Origin of the sequence: Brevibacillus antibioticus (assembly GCF_005217615.1) — a bacterium.
GTDB classification, from domain to species: domain Bacteria; phylum Bacillota; class Bacilli; order Brevibacillales; family Brevibacillaceae; genus Brevibacillus; species Brevibacillus antibioticus.
The window spans coordinates 1,588,633-1,612,650 of sequence record NZ_SZNK01000001.1 but is presented as its reverse complement, the minus strand read 5'-3'; the positions used below and the strand labels follow the sequence as shown (position 1 = coordinate 1,612,650).

General features: G+C 60.5%; 1 protein-coding gene and 1 pseudogene. Both read right to left on the bottom strand.

Annotated features, from left to right (window positions below; genetic code table 11):
• Positions 1-131 precede the first annotated feature (131 nt).
• Entirely contained in the window at positions 132-8,417 is an 8,286-nt protein-coding gene (locus E8L90_RS31080; protein WP_137028648.1) for an SDR family NAD(P)-dependent oxidoreductase, read from the bottom strand.
• Positions 8,418-8,514: 97 nt separating this feature from the next.
• Positions 8,515-24,018, bottom strand: a pseudogene (locus E8L90_RS30660) (SDR family NAD(P)-dependent oxidoreductase); the annotation flags it as partial.

The window sequence follows — 24,018 nt, the reverse complement described above, 5'->3', positions numbered from 1 at the left end:
GATGTGCCCCTTACGCCCGCCAACGCGCCGCAACATCGATTGGAAAGCAAATAAGGAGTTTGTTTCAATCATACTACCATTTACCTTCTTATACCTAATACTAATCTCGCAACATTCATTTAGTCAAGAGATCAATTCGGGATCAGGACGCTGCTGATTTTCAGAAGGGCTTCTTCGAGGGTGATCTCTTCGTCCACCATCTCGTCCAGAATCTGCTCATAGAACCCTTCGTCAAAATTCAGCCCCTCCACCGCCCAGCATCTCTCACGGGCAAACGGATAGGTCGGTAGCGAGAGGCGGCGCGGTCTCTGCGTGCCATACAAAGAACCGTACTCCACACGCAGGCCCTTGACCCAGAGGTCAGCCAGCTTGGCAAGCTGGCCGCTCTCCCACCATTTCGTCACGAGCTCCTGCAGATCTTGATCCGCCGCGAACGACAGCGAGCTGTCCGTCGCCCCTTTGACCTGACCGCGGAAGACCGCGCCAAGCGTCGGACGGCCTTGCAGATAGGCGGACAGCTTCTGCTGCAGGTCCTGTGCTGAGGTTGCCACCACGGCGAGCCGTTCTTCCATCACTTCGCGCCCCACCTGCAAGGTATAGGCCGCATCGGCGAGCGTATCATCCGTCACGACCTGTCTGTCGATCGCCGACTGCAGGCGCAGCACCTGCTCGTACAGACGCTGCTCGTCTTTGGCGGACAGCACGAGCAGAGCCGGACGGTTCTGCTCGATACGGGCAGCCGCTCGCGATGCCACCTCCGGCAAATGCTCCTCGATCACAAGATGCGCATTGGAACCTCCCGCTCCGAACGAGGAGATGCCAGCGATGCGCGGAACCTCGCGCAGCTCGCCGTCCACCTCCAGCAGCGGGCGCTTCCACTCCGCCAGTTCCCGCTGCACGACGAACGGCGTCCGACCAAAGTCGATGTTCGGGTTCAGCACGTCTGCGTGCAGAGACGGCACCAGCTGGCGATGCTTCATCTGCAGCAGCACTTTGGTCAGGCCTGCGATGCCAGCCGCACTCTCGCAGTGGCCGATGTTGGATTTGACTGATCCGATCGCGCAGAATTGCGTGTCTGCCGTGTCTTCTTGGAAGACTCTCATCAATCCGGCGATCTCGATCGGGTCGCCGAGCGCCGTTCCCGTGCCGTGCGCTTCCAAGTAAGAGAGGGAGCGCGGGTGAATGCCGGCCTTTTTGAACGCGCGTCCGATCACGCGAGCTTGCAGATTCGGATTCGGAACGGAGTAGCCGTTGGTCTTGCCCCCGTGATTGACCGCCGTCCCCTTGATCACGCCGTAGATCTGGTCGCCGTCCTCTAACGCCTTGTCGAGCGGTTTTAGCAGTACAGCGCCGACTCCTTCACCCGGCACGTATCCGTCGCCCCCTTCACCAAAGCTCTCACAGCGCCCTTTGCTCGACGCGAACTTGGCTTGGCCCAGCATCAAGTACTTGTTCGGATGCAAGGACAGGTTGACCCCGCCGGCCACGGCCAGCTCGCAGTCGCCTTGCTCCAGACTCTGGCAGGCCAGATGAATCGCCGTGAGCGACGAGGAGCACATCGTATCGACCGCTAGGCTCGGGCCGTGCAAGTTGAAGAAATAGGACACGCGGTTGGCGATCGACGACGGGTTGCCCGACAAGGACATCGGACGGCCCCGCAGCGTCTCCTCCGCTCCGTACAGCTGATACTCTGAGTACATCACCCCGACGTAGACCCCGACATTGCGCTCCTCGCCCGATTCCCCGCCTGACACGAGCGTGTCGCGGGTGTAGCCCGCATCTTCCAGCGCCTCATACACGGACTGCAGGAACAGGCGCTCTTGCGGGTCCATGATCTCAGCTTCCCGAGGTGCGATATTGAAGAACAGCGGGTCGAATTTGTCGACATCGCGCACGAACCCGCCCCACTTGCTGTACGTCTTGCCATGCTTGCTACGATCCGGGTCATAATACGGGCTGTGATCCCAGCGCTCCTTTGGAATCTCGGTGATCGAGTCCCGACCCTCGCGCAAGTTTTTCCAGAATGCCTCCAGATCGTCCGCCTGCGGGTAGCGCCCTGACAGGCCGATGATCGCGATATCGAGAGGGCTGCTCTGTTTGGTCGGCTCCTTGGCCACCGCGCGAACCGGCGCGACGACCTTCCGCACAGGCGCTGCCACCGAAACAGATGCAGGCTCTGCCGATCGCTCCTCGACCCCGAGCAGGTCGATCAGATGGGCACGGTGATTTTTCAAAAAGTACCCGGTCAGATCGCGAATGTTCTGGTACTCGAAGAACAGCGTCTTCGGCAACGCACCGAACGTTTTTTCCAATTGACGGGTCAGCTGCATCACCATGATCGAGTCGATGCCGTACACTTCCAGCGGCGCAGACGCTTCGATGCTCTCAGCCGGAACTCCCAGGACGGAGGACAGCTGCTTTTTGAAAAAATCGGCTGCTGTGCTCGCCAGAACCGCCTCTTCCTTGGCAGTCGGGATCGGAGCTGCGGGAACCTGCTTGTCGGTCTCGCCTGTCAGCAGGTCGATCACCTGCTGGATCGTCGGCAGTTCCGAGAAGGTGCCAGGCGTCAGATCCTGGCCGAACTCCTCGTTGAGACGATCGGCCAGCTCATTCATCAGAAACGCATCGATCCCGTAGTCTAGCCACTCAGCCTCAGCATCCAGTTCATCAGACCTGACCTGCAGCAAGTCCGAGGCGATCTGCAGCACTCTCGCTTGCACATGGTCAACCACGCTGTGAACCGGGCGGACAGCAGGGTCAGGGAACAGCGGGTGCAGCTTCTCCGTGATCCGGGCGAGGTCGCCTTGCACCACCATCACCTGATCGCACCCGATGGACAAGCCCTGATAGAGAGCACGAATCCCGTTCCGGCTCTCCAGCGGGATCATCCCTGTATGCTCTCTCATCCATTGCTCCGTCTCTGCATCCACCTGCATTCCGCCGTCTTGCCAGAGCGGCCAGTCGATCGCAAGCGTGCGGCCTTGGCGTTGCCCGCGAGCGACCAGACGATTGCGCTCGGCAGCATAAGCATCCAAGAATCCGTTGGCCGCCGCATAATCGGCCTGCCCCGGATTTCCTAGGCAGCCAGCCACAGCGGAGAACAGCACGAAGAAGTCCAGCGGCAGCCCGATGCTCGAACGGTCGAGGTGGACCAATCCGCTCACTTTGGGAGCCAGCACCTCCTGCATCTGCTGCCCGGTCTTGCGGATGATGAAGTTGTCGCGGATCACGCCCGCTCCGTGCAGGATGCCTTGGAGGGTGCCATAGCGTGCCCGGATCCCTTCAAACAGTCCAGCGACCGCCTCTTCCCGCGTCACATCGACCTGTTGGTACTCGATGTGTGCGCCGAGGTCCTTCAACTCCTGCAGAGCCGCTTGCAGCTGTAGGCCTAAGGGGGAGCGGCCGGTGAGGATGAGTCGCGGAGCCTTGACTTGGCTTGCGATCTCTTTGGCAAAAATCAGGCCGAGTCCTCCCGCACCGCCAGTCAGAAGGTAGACGCCGCCATCTCGCCACGGGGTGTGGAACGCCTGCTGCGAGACTTCCGCCACATCCCAAGAAGCGACCCAGCGCTGCCCGTATCGGTAGCGGATGCGGTCATCTTGCAGGGAATGGCGATTTTCCAAAAGCTTGTGTTCCAATCCTGCCGTGTCCTCGACCTCGATCAACTGCGCGATCAGGTTCGGGTTCTCGCGGCGAGCGGTGCGAAGCAGTCCGGCAAGGCCACTGAAGACCTGACCTTCTCCGTCGGCAGGCACCACGACTTGCACCAGCGCCTTGCCCTGTGGCCTGCTGCGCAGAAGGGTCTGAATCTCTTCGAACACGCGCACCGCATACGCTTGGTAGCGCTCGGCGATGTCCTGACGATCCGACTGCAGCACCACGACCTGTCCGCCGAGCACGAGAGGTGCCGTTAGCTCGCAGAGCAGCACCAAATGCTGCGACAGGGCACGAAGGGCCGTCTTCTGCGCGATGACCTGCTGCTTCCAGCTCGGCTGCAGCAAGTGCGTTCCCTGCGTGCGCCCCCCTGCTCCCTCTTCCAGCATGCGCGAGCTGTAACCTTTCAAGCGCACGCGCACCTGACCATTTTCGTCACACGCGTCCACATCGAACTTTTGCACCTTGTCTTCTCCTGTGCTGCCTTCGCTGCGGCGCACCACGGCCCACATTGAGGGTGTGCACGGGCCGTAGATCTCGACTTCCTCCAACGCGAAGGGCACAAGCGGTTTGAATGACGCAGTGCCGAGCATCAGGCCGATCGCGGCCTGCAGCGCCGCGTCCATGAGGCTCGGGTGCAGAACGTAGCGGCTCTCTGTGTCAGCCACGCAATCGGGCAGCGACAACTTCGCCAGCACCTGCCCCGTTCCGATCGACAGGATCTCGATCCCTTGGTGAGCCGGCCCGTAGTCCAGCCCGGCTTGGCGGAAGAGCTCGTACAGCTCGGAAGCGCTGATTCGGTTCTGCGAGCAGGCCGTCTGCAGAGTGGCGAGATCGACGACAGGTGCATCTGCCTTACCCAAGCGTCTCGCCCGGCCTTGGCTGTGTACGACAGCTCCCCGCCCGTCTCTGACTTCAAAAGAAATCACTTCGGCCTCTTCCTGCCGCAGCCCGACCTGAACCTCAACGGGCTCGTTCCCTGCGAGGATCGGGCTTGCGAAGCCCACATGCTGCAAGCGCCATGGGCTGCCTTCTTCGCTCGCTCCTGCCGCCAGCTCAAGAGCTGCACGGACCATTTCGAGATGGGCCACGCCCGGCAGAATCCGCTGTCCGTTGATCACATGATCGGCAAGGAAGAACTCTTTTCCTGTAAAAACAGACGCATAGCGCTGCTCTTCTAGCACCGAAATGTTTTCGTGCAGCAACGGATGTAGCGTGCGGGAGTTCGTGCCGCCCACCTTCGCGACAGAGTGCGCCGAATCCTCCGGCTTCCAATACCGCTCCTTGGCAAACGGATATGTCGACAGCGGGATACGCGCATAGGGCAGCCCTTCAAACAGGCGTCCGTACTCCAGCGCATAGCCTTGTGCATACAGATCGGCCACGGCCGCGAGCTGTTCGAGCAGGTCTGCCCCTTGGGCAGCATGGCGACTGTTTTCGATGCACTGGTTGCCGTAGCGTTTGAGCGATGGCTGTTCCCGAAGTTCGTTCTCAAGCAATTCGCCGTGATGCACACCGGCGACATTTCCCGTCTCCAGCCATTTTTGCAGCGACTTGACCAGTTCCGGCACATCGCGCACCACGCAGGCCAAGCGGTGAGGCAGATGCCTGCGCCCGACGAGCAAGGTGTAGCTGATGTTGCCGCAGTCCGCATTCGGTTCCTGCTCGCAGCAGGCGATCAGATTCTGCACCTGCTTGCGAAGCTGTTCGGCGGTGCGAGCGGACAGCACGATCAGATGCCCAGCTCTGTCAATCGGCGTCCGAACGGTCTGCGGTGCTTCCTCGATCACCATATGCGCGTTGGTGCCGCTGAACCCGAAGGCGCTGATCGCTGCGCGGCGCTTGCTCCCCGGCTCGATGCTCCAGTCCCGCAGCTTGGTGTTCACATAGAACGGGCTGCCTTGATGCTCGATGTTTGCATTCCACGCATCAAAATGAAGCGAGGGCGGCAGTTGCTTGTGTTCAAGCGCGAGCAGGATCTTGAGCACCCCGGCGACCCCGGCCGCCGCTGCTGCGTGTCCGATGTTCGTTTTGATCGAACCGATCGCGCAGTATTCCTTGCGATCCGTGTAGGCGCGGAAGGCGCGGGTCAAGGCGTCGAACTCGATCGGATCGCCGAGCTTCGTTCCGGTGCCGTGCGCTTCGACCAGTTGAATCTGCTCCGGGTTGATCCCATGCGTCTCATAGACTTCGCGCTCCAGACGCTCTTGCGAATTGGCGCTGGGAGCAGTTATTCCGTTCGTCGTGCCGTCCTGGTTGAGCGCTGAGCCTCGAATCACGCCATAGATATGATCTCGGTCGGCGAGCGCGTCTTTCAGTCGTTTGAGGACGACGACCCCCACGCCTTCTCCCGGCACGAATCCGTTCGCCTGGTCATCGAACGTGTGACAGCGCCCTGTCGCTGAGAGCATGCTCGCACGCTCTGCCGTCAAGTAGAAACGAGGCGTGCTCTGGATGAAAACGCCGCCGGCCAGCGCCATGTTCGTCTCCTTCGACCGCAACCCTTGGCAAGCTAAGTGGATGGAGACGAGCGAACTCGAACAAGCCGTGTCGACCGTGACCGCTGGGCCTTGAAGGTCTAGGAAATACGAGATGCGCGCCGGAATCACAGAGGCGGCGTTGCCCCACATCGCTTGTGCCGGTGCCTGTTCAACCATCGACTGCTGGTAGTCGCCTCCGTTGATCCCGACATACACCCCGCAGGAGGCTCCTTTGATCGCGTCGCCGGCATAACCGGCCACTTCGAGCGCTTTCCAAGACTCTTCGAGGAAAATGCGCTGCTGTGGGTCCATGTACGCCGCTTCAACACCCGAGATGTGGAAGAACAGCGGATCGAAGCGGTCGATGTCATCGAGGAAGCCGCCTTCGTTGCAAAAGCGTGCTCCCTCCGCATGATAAGAGCGAAGATCCCATCGCGTCACCGGGCCAACGAGATCGTCTCCGTTCGCCAGATGCTCCCACAGCTCGCCCAAGTCCCCCGACTTCGGAAAACGCCCGCTCATGCCGATGATCGCAATCACATCAAGATCTCCGCCTTGTTCGGAGATCTTTTTCCCCGCATCGTCTCGACCGCCTTCTCGAGCACTTTCTCGAGCGCCTTGCTGAACGTCAGCTTGAGCGCTTGCCGTTTGCACCAATGTTGCTGCCGATGTAATTGTATTTGCACTTGCAGGGTCATTTGCGATTACAGTCGCTGAGGTCGTCGCCGATGTTTGAGGCTTGGCGGGAGCGAACGCTGTAGCAAGCGCTTCTTTGTATTGCCGGAGCATGTAGGAAGCGAGTTGGTTGACCGAGCTGTAATCGAACAGGTTCGTCGTCTTCAACCCGACCGGCAGCTTGTCGTTCAGCGCCTGCACCAGATGAACACCCGTGATCGAATCCAGACCGTAGTCGGCAAACGACTTGTCGGAATCAATCCGTTCCCGATCCACTTTTAACGAGGAGACGAGCTGGTCCTTAATCGCCTCCTTCACCCGCTCCTCGATCCGCGCTTCCGTCACCTCGGAGGCCGGAGCCTCGCCCGCTTCTCTCGACACAACGGGGATCTCCGTTTTCGGCGACTTCGCTGTGGTGGAGACCACCGTCGGCCCTTTCCCCTGTTTCTGTCGCACCACCCCGTCGCTTTCCGCCACGATGATCTGCTGGCCGAGATCGTGCGCCTTTTGCGTTAGATGATCGACCGCACGGAGTCCTTCCGCTTTCAGCACCGAGGACCAGGCCTCCGGAGACAAGCCCGGGCAACCCGGCATGCGCAGCTCCGCATCCTCATACCGCCACCATCCATCGAGCAGGCCAAAGGTCAGGTGCGTGAACACCGAATTGCGGCTCATCTCATTGAGCAGCAACAGACCGTTTTTTGCTAAAACAGCCTTGGCATTGCGTAAGGTCTGGCGAATGTTCTTGGTGGCATGTAGGCAGTTGGTCGCCAACACGAGGTCATACGCCCCCGCGTCCAGTCCCTGCCCAGCGATCGGCCCCTCCACATTGAACACTCGATAGGTCAGATAGGGAGCCTTCGGAGCATACTCCCGTTCGGCATGGAGCAAAAACGCCTTGGAGATGTCCGTGTAGCAATATTCTTCGACGTGCTGCTGATAAGGTTGTAGCTTGTCAAACACCATCGCGCTCGTCCCGCCGGTTCCTGCTCCAATCTCCAAGATGCGGATGCGCGCCGCCGGCTCGTTTTTCAAACGCTCCTGCAGGTAGAGAACCACCGTGTCGGCCAGCACTTCGTTGAAGCCGTCGGAGATCACGTTGTTTTTATACACACCTTCCACCAGCTTCATCGAGGCATCAGGGAACAGGATGTCCGTCGCCGCCCGCTTGCCCGTCAGAATGTCCGGCAGTGCACGCATCGTCGTCTCGACCAGCACGACCTGCGCCTTGAGTTCCGCTTTTTCCAGCCAGCGCGACTTTCTCGCCTCCCACTCCTGCCAGAGCGTTTCCGACGACGCGTCGAAGCTGAGATGGCCATAACGGGTCAAGAGGGCGAGGCTTTCTTCGGACCACTTGTTATATAAGTCGGTCAATCCGCGAGCCGGGTTCTTGGACGGATGCAGTCCCAGTTCGCGCAGGTGCGCCCCGAGCAGACGACAGAGGAGTTCATCCAGTTCCTCGCGATCACGGCTGCCTTCTGCCCATACGCGAAGGAGGGTGGCGTCATCAGACACAAACTCCTTGCGGATCTGTTTCACAATGGAGGGATGCTTCTGCGGATAGACGGTGATGATGTCTCCTGCTCTTGTCTCTAGATACCGGTTCATGATCTTGCCCCCTCAAGTCAGGTGATTTGCTTTCCTATCTTTTGCATAAAAAAAAGCGCCCCCCTTCCTGGACAGGAAAAGGAGCGCTTTTCATCTAGTTCAAAATCTTCATCAGTGCCATCTGATCCATCGGACCTGCCAGCAGCACCTCCAGCGCCTGCATGCCCTCAGGCGGCTCGATCGAGCCGATCCCCGCCTGAGTCATGCGTTCCTGATAGGCTGGAGATGCCACGACCCCGACCGAGCCCCAGTAGCCCCAGTTCATCACTTTCACAGCACAAGGCCATTCCCGTGCGAGCCGTTGCGCAAACGCGTCGGTAAAGGTGCAGCCAGCCACATAGTTGCTCTGGCCTGCCGCTTTGAGAAACGCGTTCACCGAGGAGAAGATCATCACGAAGTCGAGCGGTTCTTCGCCAAACACCTGCGCCATGCGGACGCTGACATCCACCTTGGCTGCGAGCGAGGCGCGGAACTGCTCCTCCTCCATGTTGGCCAGGCTGCTGTCCGCCAGCACGATCGCGGAGTGTACGATCCCGTCGACCTGTCCGTAGCGAGCCTTGATCTCCCCATAGGCGCGCTCCAGCGACTGTCGATCCGTCGCATCCGCCGCGATGTAGTGCGGTGCAGGCCCCAGCTTGGACAGGGCGATCCGCTTGGCTTCAATCGCGGCATCCTGCGAACGGCGGCCGATCCAGACGATCTGCGCCGCGTAAGTACGGATCATGTACTCGCTCCAGACTTCGCCGATGCCGCCGGCCCCGCCGATCACCACGTATACGCCGCCCGGCTTGTAGATCATCTGATCCGGCTGTGGGCAACTCAGCTCCGCTAGTTGCTGGCGATGCCATTGCCGTCCTCGATAGACCCATGCATCCCCTTGCGGGTCTGCCGGGATCGTGAACAGGTCGGGCAGCGGCCATGCCTCCTCTGCGTCCAGATCGACCAGGCGAATGTTCCAGTTCGGATACTCCTTGGCCATCGAACCAATCAGGCCATGCAAGCCGGCGTGAACCGGGTTGACCTCCTCTTCGCGGTGCAGAGCCTGCGTCTGCGTCGTCAGCACCGTCCAGCCAAGGCTTCGAGCTCCGTACCCGAGATCGAGCACCGCTTTGATCAGGCGGAAGGCGAGCAGAACCCCTTCGTGCTGCCCGGCGATCACCGCCTCCAGCTCCAGCCCGTCAGAAGAACGGTCGGGCGCGATCCAGAAAATGTGATCGAGCGCACCGCGCGCCTGCAGCTTGCTGACAATGGCCTCCACGCTCTCTCCCGGCTTGATGTCAAGTTCGCGGGCGTTCGGCAGATACTGCCGGATCACTTGCTGCTGCTCCGGCGTGCCGCCAACGATGGCGATCTGATCAAGCGGGGATGGGTGCAAGGGGCCTCTCTCCAAGGGAACCGCATCCCAGACAGGAACCAGACTCACAACCTCGCCTTGCTCATCGTGCAGAAGGTTCGATTCTGCGCTTGAAGTCTGCGGTGCAAAGGAAGCCACTCCCGGATTATCCATCAACGGCTCCACCCAGCAGCGCTGATTGGCGAACGGGTAGGTCGGCAGGGAGATGCGTCGTGGTCTGTTTCCTTCGTAGAGCCGGCTCCAGTCAAACGCCAATCCTTTGACCCACAGGTCGAGCAGCTTCGCATATTTGCGCTTGCTCACCCACGCCTCGATGGCCGCCTGCAAGTCTTCATCGGCCGCAAACAAGGACAGGGTCTCTTTGTTGCCTTTAAGCTGACCACGGTACAAGCCGTCGATGCCATCCTCCCCATTCAGGAAGCCCGCCAGCTTTTCCACCAACTCCCCGACACTCGAAGCCGTCAGGGCCAACCGCTCCTCCATCGCTTCTCGTCCGACCTGCAAGGTGTACGCGAGATCGACGAGGTCGGCTTCGGTGAACGCTTCCTCTTGCAAAACGGTCAGGAGATGCCTTACCTGCTCGATCAGGAGCGGCTCTTCTTTGGCCGACAGCACAACGACCGCCGGGTTCTCTGCGGTGACCTTCCGGTGCACGTGAACCTCCGCTTCGGGAACGTATTCCTCCAGCAAGAGGCAGGCATTGGAACCACCCGCGCCAAAGCTGCTTACAGTTGCTCTCCTCGGCACTTCCCGCCCGTCGATCACCGGCCGCTTCCATTCCGCCAGCTCCTGCTGGACGACGAACGGCGTGCGGTCAAAGTCGATGTGCGGGTTGAGCACGGCTGAATGCAGAGAAGGCACGAGCTGACGATGTTTCATTTGCAGCAGCACCTTCGTCAGACCGGCGATGCCCGCGGCGCTCTCCGAGTGCCCGATGTTCGATTTGACCGAACCAATCGCGCACTTATGCCTGCCGACACGCGACTCTTGGAAGACCTTGGTGAGACCGGTGATCTCAATCGGGTCGCCCAGCGAGGTTCCGGTGCCGTGCGCTTCCACATAGGAGAGCGTGCCCGGATCGATGCCGGCCTCTTTAAAAGCGCGGCTGACCACGCTCGCCTGCGCGTTCGGGTTCGGGACCGTATAGCCGTTGGTCTTGCCGCCGTGGTTGATGGCGGTCGCTTTCAGCACGCCGTAGATCTGGTCTCCGTCTTCCAGCGCTTTGGCCAGCGGCTTGAGCAACACAGCGCCCACGCCTTCGCCCGGCACATATCCGTCGCCGCCTTCGCCAAAGCTCTCGCAGCGCCCTTTGCTCGACGCGAAGTTGTTCTGCCCGAGCAGCAGGTACTTGTTCGGGTGCACCGAAACGTTGACGCCGCCGGCAAAAGCCACCTCGCACCCGCCATGCAGCAAGCTCTGGCAAGCCAGATGAATCGCGGTCAAGGACGAAGAGCACATCGTGTCGACCGCTAGGCTCGGCCCATGCAGGTTCAGGAAATAGGACACGCGATTGGCAATCGAAGACGGGTTGCCGGCAAGCGCCATCGGCTTGCCGAGCAGCGTCTGCTGCGCCCCGTACAGCTGATACTCTTCATACATCACACCAACGAACACCCCGACATTGCCGTCGAGCCCATAGGCGCGGTGCTTGGCGAGCGCATCGCGGGTGTAGCCCGCATCTTCCATTGCTTCATAGACGGTCTGCAGGAACAGCCGCTCTTGCGGGTCCATGAACTCCGCATCGCGAGGGGAGATATTGAAGAACAGCGGATCGAACTTGTCCACATCTTGGAGGAAGCCACCCCACTTGCTATTCGTTTTGCCCGGTTTGCGCTTGTCGGCGTCGTAATACGGGCTGTGATCCCAGCGGTCAGCCGGAATCTCGGTGATCGAGTCGCGACCGTCGCGGAGGTTTTTCCAAAACTCGCGCAGGTTCTGCGCCTCCGGGTAACGACCGGAGACGCCGATTATCGCGATATCCAGCGGTTTTGCATCAGAAGTTGCTTCAACGGTCGGTACGTTTGCACGCACCTTCGAAGGAGCTTGTACGAAACGGCCTCTCCCTCGCTTGCTGAGCACGGGCGCTTCCCGCTCTGTGATCGGCTCAGCTGCGGCGACCGGATTAGCGGCTGCCGGAGCCGTCTGATTTGTCGGCACCTCGACCCCGAGCAGCTTTTTCATCGGCTCCGGATAGGAGTCGATGAAGTACCCGGTCAGGTCTTCGATGTTCTGATATTCGAAGAACAAGGTCTTCGGCAGCGAACCGAACGTTTTTTCCAGCTGGTTGGTCATCTGCATGACCATGATCGAATCGATGCCATAGTCCTCCAACGGTGCATCCGCTTCGATGCGGGCCGTCGGCATCTTCAGGACGGTCGATAGCAATTTTTTGAAAAAGAGAATCGACTTGTCCCGCAGGATCTCTTCGGACACCGAAGACGTGCTCAGCACAGAAGCCGATGCATTCGGAACTGCCGTTTCTTGCTGCTGCTCTAACAGCGAAGCCCTCAGCTGTCTTATGTCGCCGTGAAACACGACAACCTGATCCTGTTCCACCGCGAGGCTCTGATACAGCGCCTGTACGCCGCTCAAGGTCGACATCGCGGTCATGCCTAGCTGCTCTTGCAAGGTTCGCTCCGTCTCGGCATCCAAGCGCATGCCGCCGTCCTGCCAGAGCGGCCAGTTGATCGACAGCGTGCGACCTTGGCGCTGCTTGGCTGCCACCTGCCCGTTGCGATACTGGGCATATGCATCCAAGAAGGCATTGGCCATGCTGTAGTCCGCTTGGCCCGGATTGCCGAGCACACCGGCGATCGACGAGAACGTGACGAAGAAGTCGAGAGGCATGTCGCCGCTCGCTTGATCCAGATTCACCAGACCCGCCACTTTAGGAGCCAACACCTCGGCCAGTTCCGCTTCCGTTTTCTTCAGCATGAAGTTGTCGCGGATCACGCCAGCGCTGTGGACGATGCCGTCCAGCTTGCCGGAATCGGCGCGGATGGCATCAAACAGGCGTGCGACCTGTGCTCTGTCAGTCACATCCACACGCTTGTACTCGATGCGAGCACCTGTCGCTTGCAGCTCCTGCATCGCGGTCTGCTGTACCGCTCCAAGAGCAGAGCGGCCGGTGAGATACAAGGTCGTGCCGCTGACTTGCTGCACGATCTCCCGAGCCACGATCAGGCCGAGACCGCCTGCGCCGCCCGTGATTAGGTACGTCCCGCCATCTTTCCACGGGATATGCACCTCCTGCCGGGAGACCGTCGCTTCGCTCCAGCCTGCCACCCAGCGCTTGCCATCTTGGTAACGAACGTGATGGTCTTCCAAGCGGGCGAGATTCTCTTGCAGGCGAGCGGCCACTTCCGTCGCGTCGGATGTGCGTTCCAGTTCGATCAGTTGCCCGATCAGGTTCGGATTCTCTTGCGACGCCGTTCGCAGCAGAGCGGAGAGTCCTGCGCTCAAGCGATGCTCCGGCTCGGTGCCGACTACGATCTGCACGAGCACTTGGCCTTTTATCTTCTGCTGGAGCAGAGCTTTGATTTCTCGGAACGCTTGGGTCGCGTGCGCTTCATAACGCGCTGCCGGATCGGATGTCTCCGAGCGCAAAGTTATGCAGCGAGCGTCGTGCACGTCTGCCTCCATGTCGCAGAGGAGCACCAAGCGCTGGCTGTAGCTCGGCTGTTGTGCCGGCTCGCCGACCGGTTGCTCCGTCCAGTTCGGGAGCAGCATCAGCGTTCCTTCCCGGCCGCGCCCATCGTCCAGTTGTCGTGCGGAATAGCCCTTGATGCGAACGCGGACATCGCCTTCTGCGGCGCAGAGGTCAAGATCGAACTTTTGCACCTTATCCCCCGGACGGTTGCCAGTGCTGCGGCGCACGAGCACCCACATCTCGTCCGTGCACGAACCGAGGATGTCCACTTCCTCCAACGCAAACGGCAGAGCCGGACTCTTGATGTCGGCACCATCGGACAGCAGGGCCAGCGTGACCTGCAAGGCCGAATCCATCAGGCTCGGGTGCAGCACAAACGAGCTTTCCTGCTCAACGGAAGCCGGCAGCACAAGACGGGCGAGCGCTCGATCCGTGTCCAGATGCACGCGCTCGACGCCGCGATGTGCCAGCCCGTGGTCGATGCCAAGCGACTCAAACATCGAGTAGAACGCGGAGGCATCGAGCGTCTTGCGGGAGCACTGAGACTGCAAAGTCTTGAGGTCTAGGCTTGGCATGGCTTCAAACGACTTCCAGACAGCACGCCCTTGCGAGTGAATGACCGGCTCCTGACCTGCCTCCTCCTCGCGATAGACCTCAAACCCGATCTCGCCATCCGCTTCCGGGAACAGGCTCAGATGCACATCCAGCGGCTGCTCCCCGAGGAGGAGCGGGCTTGCCCAGATGACATGCTTCAGGCGCAGGCCGTCTCTTCCATCTTTCAGAGAAGCGGCAGCCAGTTCGACAGCTTCGCGCGCCATCTCCAGATACGCCACGCCCGGCAGCATGCGCTGGCCTTGCACGACATGGTCGGCCAAGAAGAACTCCTCCCCTGTGAAGGTCGAGGTAAATCGCTGCTCGGTCAGGTCGGACGTGTTGCGGTGAAGCAGCGGGTGAAGCGCCGTGTTCATCGCGTGCGACGAACGGCGTCCGCTGCCTTCCGTCCCCTCCTCCTTGGACATCCAGTAGTGCTCTTTGGCGAACGGATAGGTGGGCAGGCTGATGCGCTGCGGTAGGGTTTGATACAGCTCGTTCCAGTCAATGCTGCCACCAAGGACCCAGAATTCGGCGAGCTTGTCGTGCTGACGATTCTGCATCCAATCGCTTGCCTCGGATACGAGGTGGCCAAGGCTCGGCTTGTCCTTGCCGCGTCTGACCTGACCACGGTACAGCCCGGCGATGTTTTCCTGCCCTTGCACGTACGCTTCCAAACGGTCTGTCAGCTCTTGCAAGGATCGGACCACGAGGGCCATCCGCTCTTCCATCTTTTCGCGTCCCACCTGCAATGTGTAGGCCGCGTCCACCAGATCGGCATCCGTGATGCGTCCTTCCGCCACGAAGGAGAGTAGTTGGCGGCTCTTTTCCTGCAGGCGCTCCTCATTCTTCGCCGATAGCACGACGATCACCGGCTGCTCCGGCGCGGTGCCTTTGGTCTGGCGTGCTCCGCTCGGGATATATTCCTCGATCACCAGATGCGCGTTCGAACCGCCCGCGCCAAACGATGAGATCCCTGCGATGCGCGGATATTCTCGACGAACCCCATCCAGTTCAAGAACCGGACGCGGCCACTCTCCCAGTTCCTGCTGCACGACAAACGGCGTCTTGCCGAAGTTGATGTTCGGGTTCAGCGTCTTGGCGTGCAGGGTAGGCGCGATCTGTCCATGCATCATCTGCAGCAACACTTTGGTCACTCCCGCGATGCCTGAAGCGCTCTCGCAATGGCCGATGTTCGACTTGGCCGAGCCGATCGCGCAGAACTGCTTGTCCTCCGTGCCTTTTTCAAATGCTTTGGTCAGGCCGGTGATCTCGATCGGGTCGCCCAGCGACGTGCCGGTTCCATGCGCTTCGAGATACGAGACCGTCCGCGGGTGAACGCCCGCCCGCTGCAGAGCGTCTGCGATGACGCGAGACTGCGCGTTCGGGTTCGGCACCGTGTAGCCGTTGGTTTTGCCGCCCGCGTTCACCATGCTGCCCTTGATGACGCCATAGATGTGGTCGCCGTCGGCGATCGCCTTGTGCAGCGGCTTCAGGAGGATCGCCCCGACTCCCTCTCCGTCGACAAAGCCGTCAGCCCCATCGCCGAACGCCTTGCACGCATCGGTCGCCGAGAGCATGGTCATCGCCGAGAGCCGCAGATAGTGCGCCGGATCAGAGATCAGGTTGACACCCCCTGCGATCGCACAATCGCTCGTGCCGCTGTACAAGCTCTCCAAGGCGAGATGAATCGCCGTCAAAGAGGACGAGCAAGCCGTGTCCACATTGATGCTCGGCCCTTGGAAGTTAAAGAGATACGAGACGCGGTTCGCCAGCGACCAGAAGTTCGCACCCGTCGGGTAAAAAGCGTTCATGATCCCGGCGAACACCCCGACCTTGCCACTCTCCGCGAGAGTGCCCGGCGTGTACCCCGCATCTTCGATGCTCGCGTATACCGTCTCCAGGAACAACCGCTCCTGCGGGTCCATCTTCTCCGCTTCGGCAGGGGAGATCTGGAAAAACAAAGGATCGAACTTGTCGATGTCCTTCAGGAACGCGCCCCATCGGGTGTACATCGTCCCCGCTTTTCCTTTTTCCGAGTCAAAATAGTCCTGCCAGTTCCAGCGTTCTTGCGGAATCTCACCCACGCTGCTGTGGCCCTTCTTCAGATTGTTCCAGAAGCTGTTCACATCGTCAGCGCCCGGGTAGCGCCCGGCCAGCCCGACGATCGCGATGTCATGTAGGCGCATCGGTGGCTCTTCAGCTCTCACATCACGTGCGACAGGTGCCTCTTCTTGCCGCTGCAGATAGCGCTTGGAGGACGTGCGGAAGGTCAGATTTGTGCGTGTTTGCGCAGCCTGTGCAGGCACGGAAGCCTCCGTGCGCGGCGTCTGCTGCACCTCCGTCTGCCCGGCCAGCCCGAGCTTTGCGACAAGCGCCTCGCGCTGCGTGTCGACCAGATGATCGGCCAGCGAGTCTAGAGTCTGGTATTCAAAGAACAGCGTGCTGTTGAGATCCTCCCCGATCCCTTCGCGCAACGCATTGGTCAGCTGGACGACGAGGATCGAATCGATGCCATACTCCTCCAGTGATTCGGACGGGTCGATCTGGTCACTCGGAATCTTCAGCGTGTCACCTATCACATTTTGAAGGTAGGCGATGACGTTTTCACGCAGGCGTTTTTTCGTAACAGGAGCCTGCGCGACAGATGCCGGCTGCACAACCGCAATCGGTTCTGCACTCACCGGTTCCGGCTCGAAACCGATCGCCTTTTGCAAAGCGTCCTTGTGCGCCTTGACAAAATAGTCGGTCAGCTCGCCGAGCGTCTGATATTCAAAGAACAAGGTGCTGCTGATCTCCCCGAACACCTCTCGCAGAGCATTGGTCAGCTGCACGACGAGGATCGAGTCGATGCCGTACTCCTCCAACGCTTCCGTCTCGTCGACCTTGTGCACCGGAATCTTTAGCGTGTCGCTGACGAGCTCTTTCAGATACGTCACGCTCTTCTCGCGCAGAGATTCAGGAGAAAGCGCGGCGAACGTCGCCTGCACAGTGGCCGGCTTGATCGATACCGCTTGCGGTTTTGCTGCTTGTGGCTTGGTCGCCTGCTTGGCCACCGGCTTGCTTTTCTTCGCCGCCTGCTTCTGGCGAACGACGCCGTCACTCATGGCGACGACAACCTGCTGGCCGAACTCATGCGCCTGTTCTGCCGGATGGAACACACCGGAGAAGCCTTCGCTCGCCAGCACCTTGCTCCATACCTCCGGGAACAGGCCCGGGTTGCCTGGAATACGCAACTCTGCATCTTCGTAGAGCCACCAGCCTTCGAGCAGGCCGAACGTCAGATGCGTGAACAGCGCATTTTGCGAGATCTCGTTCAGCAAAAGGAGGCCGTTTGGTCGAAGCACGGCTTTGGCGTTGCGAATCGTCTGCCGGATGTTCTTGGTCGCATGCAGGACGTTGGTCGCGATGACAAGGTCGTAGGCCCCCGCTTCAATGTCCTGTCCGGCGAGCGGTGCTTCGACGTTAAAAATCTTCGGTGCGAGATACGGATTGTCAGCCCCGTACTCACGCTCTGCATGCAGCAGAAACGCACGCGAGATGTCGGTGTAGCAGTACTCCACAATGCGATCCTGATACGGCCGCAGCTTGCGGAAGACCATAGCACTCGTGCCTCCCGTGCCGGCGCCGATCTCCAGAATGCGCAGGGAGACGGCCGGATCGTCCGCCATCCGTTCCTGCAGATAGGTCACCACCGTGTCGGCGAGCACCTCGTTAAAGTAGTCGGAGATCTGGTTGTTCTTGTAGATCCCCTCCACCAGCGCCATCGAGGAGTTGGGGAACATGATCTCCGTCGCCGGCACGCGGCCGGTCAGGATATCCGGTAAGGCGCGCAAGGTGGCCTCGACGAGCTGCACCTGGGCTTTCAGGTTCGGGTTGGTGAGCCAGTGCGGCTTGTTCGCTTCCCATTCCTGCCAGAGCACCTGTGCCGGCGTATCGAACTTGAGCGCAGGATCGCGCTCCAGAACGGCGACGCTCTCCGCCAGCCATTTGCGGTAAAATCCGCGCACCGCATTTCCGTCCTGCAATTGCGGCGCTTGCAGCTGCGCGCCGAGCAGACGAACCAGCAACTCCTCCATGTCCGTCTTGTCCAAGCTCTCGTCCGCCTTCATGCGTGCCACGCGACTGTTCTGATCCGGCAGGCGCTTGTGCAGCGCCTCTGCAAGCGCAGGCAGAACGTCCGTCCCGATCTGCATCGTTTCGGTCGCGTTCACCCCTTCGACCTGCACGGCCTTGGTGGTTTTCATCAGCCCGAATTGGGCGATCGGGCGCGTCAGCAGCGTTTCCAGAGCTTCCATCGCTTCCTTCGGCTCGACAAATCCGATGCCGACCTGCGACAACAGCTCCCCTTCTTTGGAATGCACGATCTCCTCGGCATTCCAGTAGCCCCAGTTCATCACCTTCACGCGGCAAGACATCTCGCGCGCCATCTGATGGGCAAGAGCATCCATGAACGTGCAACCAGCCGCATAGTGGCTCTGGTTCGCATTTTTGATGAACGAGATGATCGAAGAGAAGAACAGGACAAAATCAAGCGGCTCATCGCGGAACACCTGGGCCACGCGCAAAGAGACGTCCGCCTTCGCCGATAATCCGGTGCGGAATTGCGCCTCCTCCATGCGATCCAGTCCTGCGTCCTGCAACACCATCGCCGAGTGGATAATCCCGTCAATTCGGCCATACCGCTGCTTGATCTCGTCACGCGCCCGTTGGAGCGACGCGGCATCGGTCGCATCGGCTACCACATAGTGCGGAGCCTTGCTATGCCGTCCGAGGGCTTCGAGCTTGGATCGAATGGAGGCATCCGGTTGACGGCGACCGATCCAGACGACCTGCGCCTCGTAGCGGCGAATCATGTACTCGGTCCATGCTTCTCCGATCCGTCCGGCCCCACCGATCACCACATACACGCCGCCCTGTCGGTACAGCGTGCCGTCAGCCGGCGCCGCTTGGAGCAAGACGAGCTGTTGGCGGTGCCATTCGCCGCCTCGATAGACCCAAGAGCGACCACGGCGATCCGTCGGGAGCTGTAGCAAGTCAACCAGCGGCCACGCGCCCGCTTCGAGATCGACCAGGCGGATTTTCCAGCGCGGGTACTCCTTCGCCAAAGAGCCGACCAATCCGTGCAAGCTGGCGTGGGTCGGGTTGACCTGCTCCTGCGCGTGCAACGGTTGGGCCTGCGTCGTGAGTACCGTCCAGCCCAGCGGACGGGAATCGTATCCCGCTTGCAAAAGAGCTTTGACTGTACGGAAGAGCAGCAGCACGCCTTCTTCCTGTTCGCGGACCAGCGCCTCGTTCGTCACCGAGGAGAGAGCCCGCTCCGGAGCGATCCAGAAAATGTGGTCGAACCTGCCCAGGCGCTGCAGCTTGTCTCCGATCTCTGAGATGGAATCGCTCGGATGCAGGTCGAGCGACTGCACATTCGAAAGGTGCAAGCGCACGGAACGCTGCTGCCCCGAAGTGCCTCCGACTACCAACACGTGATCGGCAGAAGCCGGGAAAGACGACACGCGTTCCGGCGTGACGACATCCCATACCGGTGCCAAGGTCAAGTTGCCGACCAGCGGGTCGTTTTTGCCCTCCTGTCCGGACAACGTTTTCGCATCCAGCGCACGGTACGTGAAGCCTTTGATTCGAACCGAAACGCGGCCTGCCTCGTCGCACAGATCGATGTCGAGCTTTTCCACCGCGCCGCCTGCTTGGTTGCCTTCGCTGTAGCGGAGCACCGCCCACATCTCAGAGGTGCAGGCTTGGTAGACCTCCAGCTTTTGCAGCACGAATGGCAAAATCGGGTTCGGCGATAGGTCTCCGCGCGCGCCGAGCAGGAAGCCGACCGACGCCTGCAGCGCAGAATCCAGCAGGCTCGGATGCAGAACATACCGGCTGGCGGATGCTGACAGCGCGGACGGCAGAGAAAGTCGAGCCAGCACGAGACCTGCGCCGACGTAGAGCTCTTGAATGCCGCGATGACCTTCCCCGTACTCGATGCCCATCGACGAGAAGGCTTCATAGCAGGCTGCCGAAGTCAGCATCTGCGAGGACGCTTGCTTCTGGAACGAGGCAAGATCGACCGTCGGAGTAGCCGTGACAGAAGCGAGCAGCGCGCGGCCTTCGCCATGCACCACCGGCTCGGAGTCCTGCCCCACGGTGTAGATCTCATAGATGACCTCGCCGTTCTCTTCCGGGAACAGTCCGATGTGCACCTGCACAGGTTGCTCTCCTACTGTAATCGGGCGAACCCATGCGACATTCTGCAGTTGCACCTCGCTCGGCCCTTCGACCAGCCCTCCGGCTGCATGCTCGACTGCGGCCCGCGCCATCTCCAGATAAGCCACGCCTGGCAGGACGCGATTGCCTTGCACCCGATGATCGTTCAGGAAGAACTCCTCGCCGGTAAAGGTCGACGAGAAACGCTGTTCGGCAAAATCGGACGTGTTCTGATGCAGCAGCGGATGAAGCACGCTCTGCACGCCCGCCGTTTCGGCCGCGACCTGTGCCGTCGCACTGTTTCCAGCCTCGGGAACCCAATAGCGCTCCTTGGCAAACGGGTAGGTCGGCAAGCTGATGCGCTGCGGACGCCCTTGAAGGTAGAGGCGATTCCAGTCGATCTCCACGCCTTTGACCCAGAGGTCTGCCAGCTTGTCATGCTTGCCTTTGGCGATCCATCGGTTAAGGAGTTCCCGCGAGTCTTCGTCTGCGTTGAAGAGCGCAACCGTCTCTTTGTTCTGCTTGACAGAGCCGCGATGCACGCCCGCCTGCCCGTCCGGGTCTGCCAGATACGCTTCTAGCTTTTGCTTCAGCTCCGAGAGGTCGCGGACGACAAAGGTCACGCGCTCCTCCATCGCCTCCCGACCGACTTGCAGCGTGTACGCGAGATCGATCAGGTTGAGGCGTTGAAGAGCCCCCGCATCAGGGGTGACAGACTCTAGATGCAGGCCGGCCGCCGCCGTTTCCCGCACCACTCCCTCAAGCCCTGCCACGTGGGCCACCGTCGCCGCGATCGACTCTTGCTCCAGCAGTTCTTTAGGATCGACCTCCAGTTGGAATTCCGCTTGCAGACGCTCGCTCAGCTTGGCCAGGTGAATCGGTTCGATGCCATATTCGCTCCACTCGACATCCGCTTCCAACGCGTCTGCCTTCACGTGGATCAGCTCCGCGAGCATCTCTCGCATCACCGCTTCCAAACGCAATTCCATCCCCTGCACTTGCACAGGCTCCACAGCTTGCACAGCCACCCGCACCGGATTCTGACGCTGCGCCTCCTCGTTCTTATTCAGAGCCGCCAGCAAGCGGCCCGCATAGGCGACCAGGCGCTCTTTATTCTTCGCGGACAGAGGAACCAGCGCGGCACCCTGCCCTTCCGTTCTCGTCACCGCTAGCGGCGGGATGTATTCCTCCAAGATCACGTGTGCATTCGAGCCGTACGCCCCGAACGAGCTCAGCCCGGCACGGCGCGGGTATTCGACCCGCTCACCGTTTTCGATGAGCGTCGGACGCTGCCACTCTTCCGTCTTGTGCTGGACGTAAAAAGGCGAATTTTCCAGATCGATATACGGGTTGAGCTCCACCGAATGAAGCGACGGCACGAGCTTTTTGTGATGAAGCTGCAGGGCGACTTTGTGCAGACCGCTGATGCCGGCCGCCGATTCGCCGTGGCCGATGTTGGACTTGACCGAACCGATCGAGCAGTATTGCTTGTCCGGCGTGAAGTGTCGGAACGCCTTGACCAGCCCTTGGATCTCGATCGGGTCGCCGAGCGACGTCCCGGTACCGTGCGCTTCCATATACGAGATCGTGCGCGGATCGACACCCGTTTTTTCCAAACATGCCTGAATCATGTCCGCTTGGGCCACCGGGCTCGGGACGGTGATCCCGCTCACCGCGCCCACGTGGTTGGTCGTGCTTCCTTTGACCACCGCATAGATGTGGTCGTTGTCCGCAATCGCCTTGCTCAGCGGCTTGAGCAGCACCGCGCCGATGCCTTCGCCCGACACATACCCGTCGCCGCCTTTGCCGAACGTGTGGCAGTACCCGTCGCTGGAATGCATGTCCATCATGCCATACGTCATGTACTTGTTCGGATGCAGCGACAGGTTCACCCCGCCGGCCAACGCCACTTCACACTCGCCGCGCTTGATGCTCTCCAGCGCCAGATGCACGGCGATCAGCGAAGACGAGCAGACGGTGTCGATCGCCATGCTCGGTCCGTGAAAATTGCAAAAATACGACACGCGGTTCGCGATCGACGCATAGCTGAGCGACAAAGGCTGCGGCAGTCCGTCGCGCACCGCTTCGGCTTGAATCAGCGTGTAGTCCTTGTGCATCACCCCGACGAACACGCCGACGTTGCGGCGCTTGTTCGGCCCTTTTGGCGTCACCACCGTCTTCGGGGTGTAGCCGGCGTCTTCCACCGCTTCCCAGCAGGTCTCCAGGAACAAGCGCTCCTGCGGGTCGATCGTCTCCGCCTCCCGTGGCGAGATGCGGAAGAATTGCGGGTCGAAGCGGTCCGGATCATGGATAAAACCGCCCCACCGCGACATCGGCTTGCCGGACGGAGACTCGACGCCCTCCAGCCGCTCCCGCTCCCAGCGCGACTCCGGAACCTCCGTGATGCAGTCTTTGCCAGCCAGAAGATTCTCCCAGAACTCGTGAAGGTCGCGCGATTGCGGATACTTGCCGGACATCCCGATGATCGCGATGTCCTCTCCCGCATCCGGCACGCCATAGCTGCCGGTCTCCGGGAGTTCGCGCTCAGCTTCGTACAGCTCGTCCGCTGGCTCGCTACACTCTGCCTCTGCCTGATTCGCTCCGCTTGCACCGCCGCCGAAGCGATCCGCATGATGCTCAGCGAGGTACTCGGCCAGCTCCGTGATCGTCGTGTACTCGAACAACAGCGTCGGCATAAGCTGCGCTTCGAGCTTGCTGCCGATCGCCGTAACGACTTCCAGCAGCATCGACGAGTCGAGGCCGATCTCGTAGTACCCGACATCTGTCGCCACTTGATCTTCCGGTTTGCCTAGCTTTTCGGCGATCAACCGGCGAAGGAATGCGGACGCCTCATCGACCGCCGAACCGCATCCCGACGCATACGCAGGAGGTGCGACCGGTGCGGAAGGTCGGGGCTGTGGTTTTCGCTTCGGCTTTTCTTGCACAGCTGCCTCCGCTTTTCGGGCCGGATTGATCAGCCCTGCCCCGCGCACCAGCTTGCCCTTGTAATTGAGCAACTCCGCGATCTTCTTTCCGTTCGTGTCAAAAAACTCCATCGTCAGAAAATTGAGCTCTTTCTTCCGCTCAACCGGCTTGGCGATGCGCGTCCAGCACTCCGTTCCGAGCAGAGCGGCGGCGCGAAATTTTTCATAAAACAGCGGCAGGAACAGCCGCTGCTCCTCCTCGTTCGTGTTGTCGAACAAGACACCGGTGCCAACGCCACTGCCATCGATCAGCGTCGGGTGGAACATGAAGCCCTCCGCACTGCGGCGCGCCTCGTCCCCCAGCGCGATCTCGATGTAAGACGCCCCGTTCTCGCCTTCATAGACCACGCCGTCCGCCAGCATGAACCCGGTATGCACGAGCTCTTGGTGGCGGCACTGCGCATAAAACGAATCAAGCGATACCGAGTGCGCAGCCGTCTGCTTAATCCGGCTGATATCAAGAACCTCGTCGAACGTCAGCGGATCGCACTGATGCATCTCCGCCGTGATGTGCAACTTGCGCTCCGGGGACAAGACCCCCTTGCGCTGCTCCTGCCCTTCCACGCGAATCTGCCAGCGGCCGGCTTCCGTCTCGGCGCACTGAATGCGGAGCAGGACGTTCAGTTCCTGCCCCACAACCAGCGGGTTATAAATGGAAAGATTGAGAAGCTCCAGCCGTGCGAAATCATAGCCCCGCTCTCGAAACAGCTGATAGAGCAGATCGATGTACGCAAATCCCGGAAACAGTTCTTGACCGTACGCCTTGTGATGCTTGACGACCGGATGATCCTTGCCGATTAGAATTTGATCTTCCAT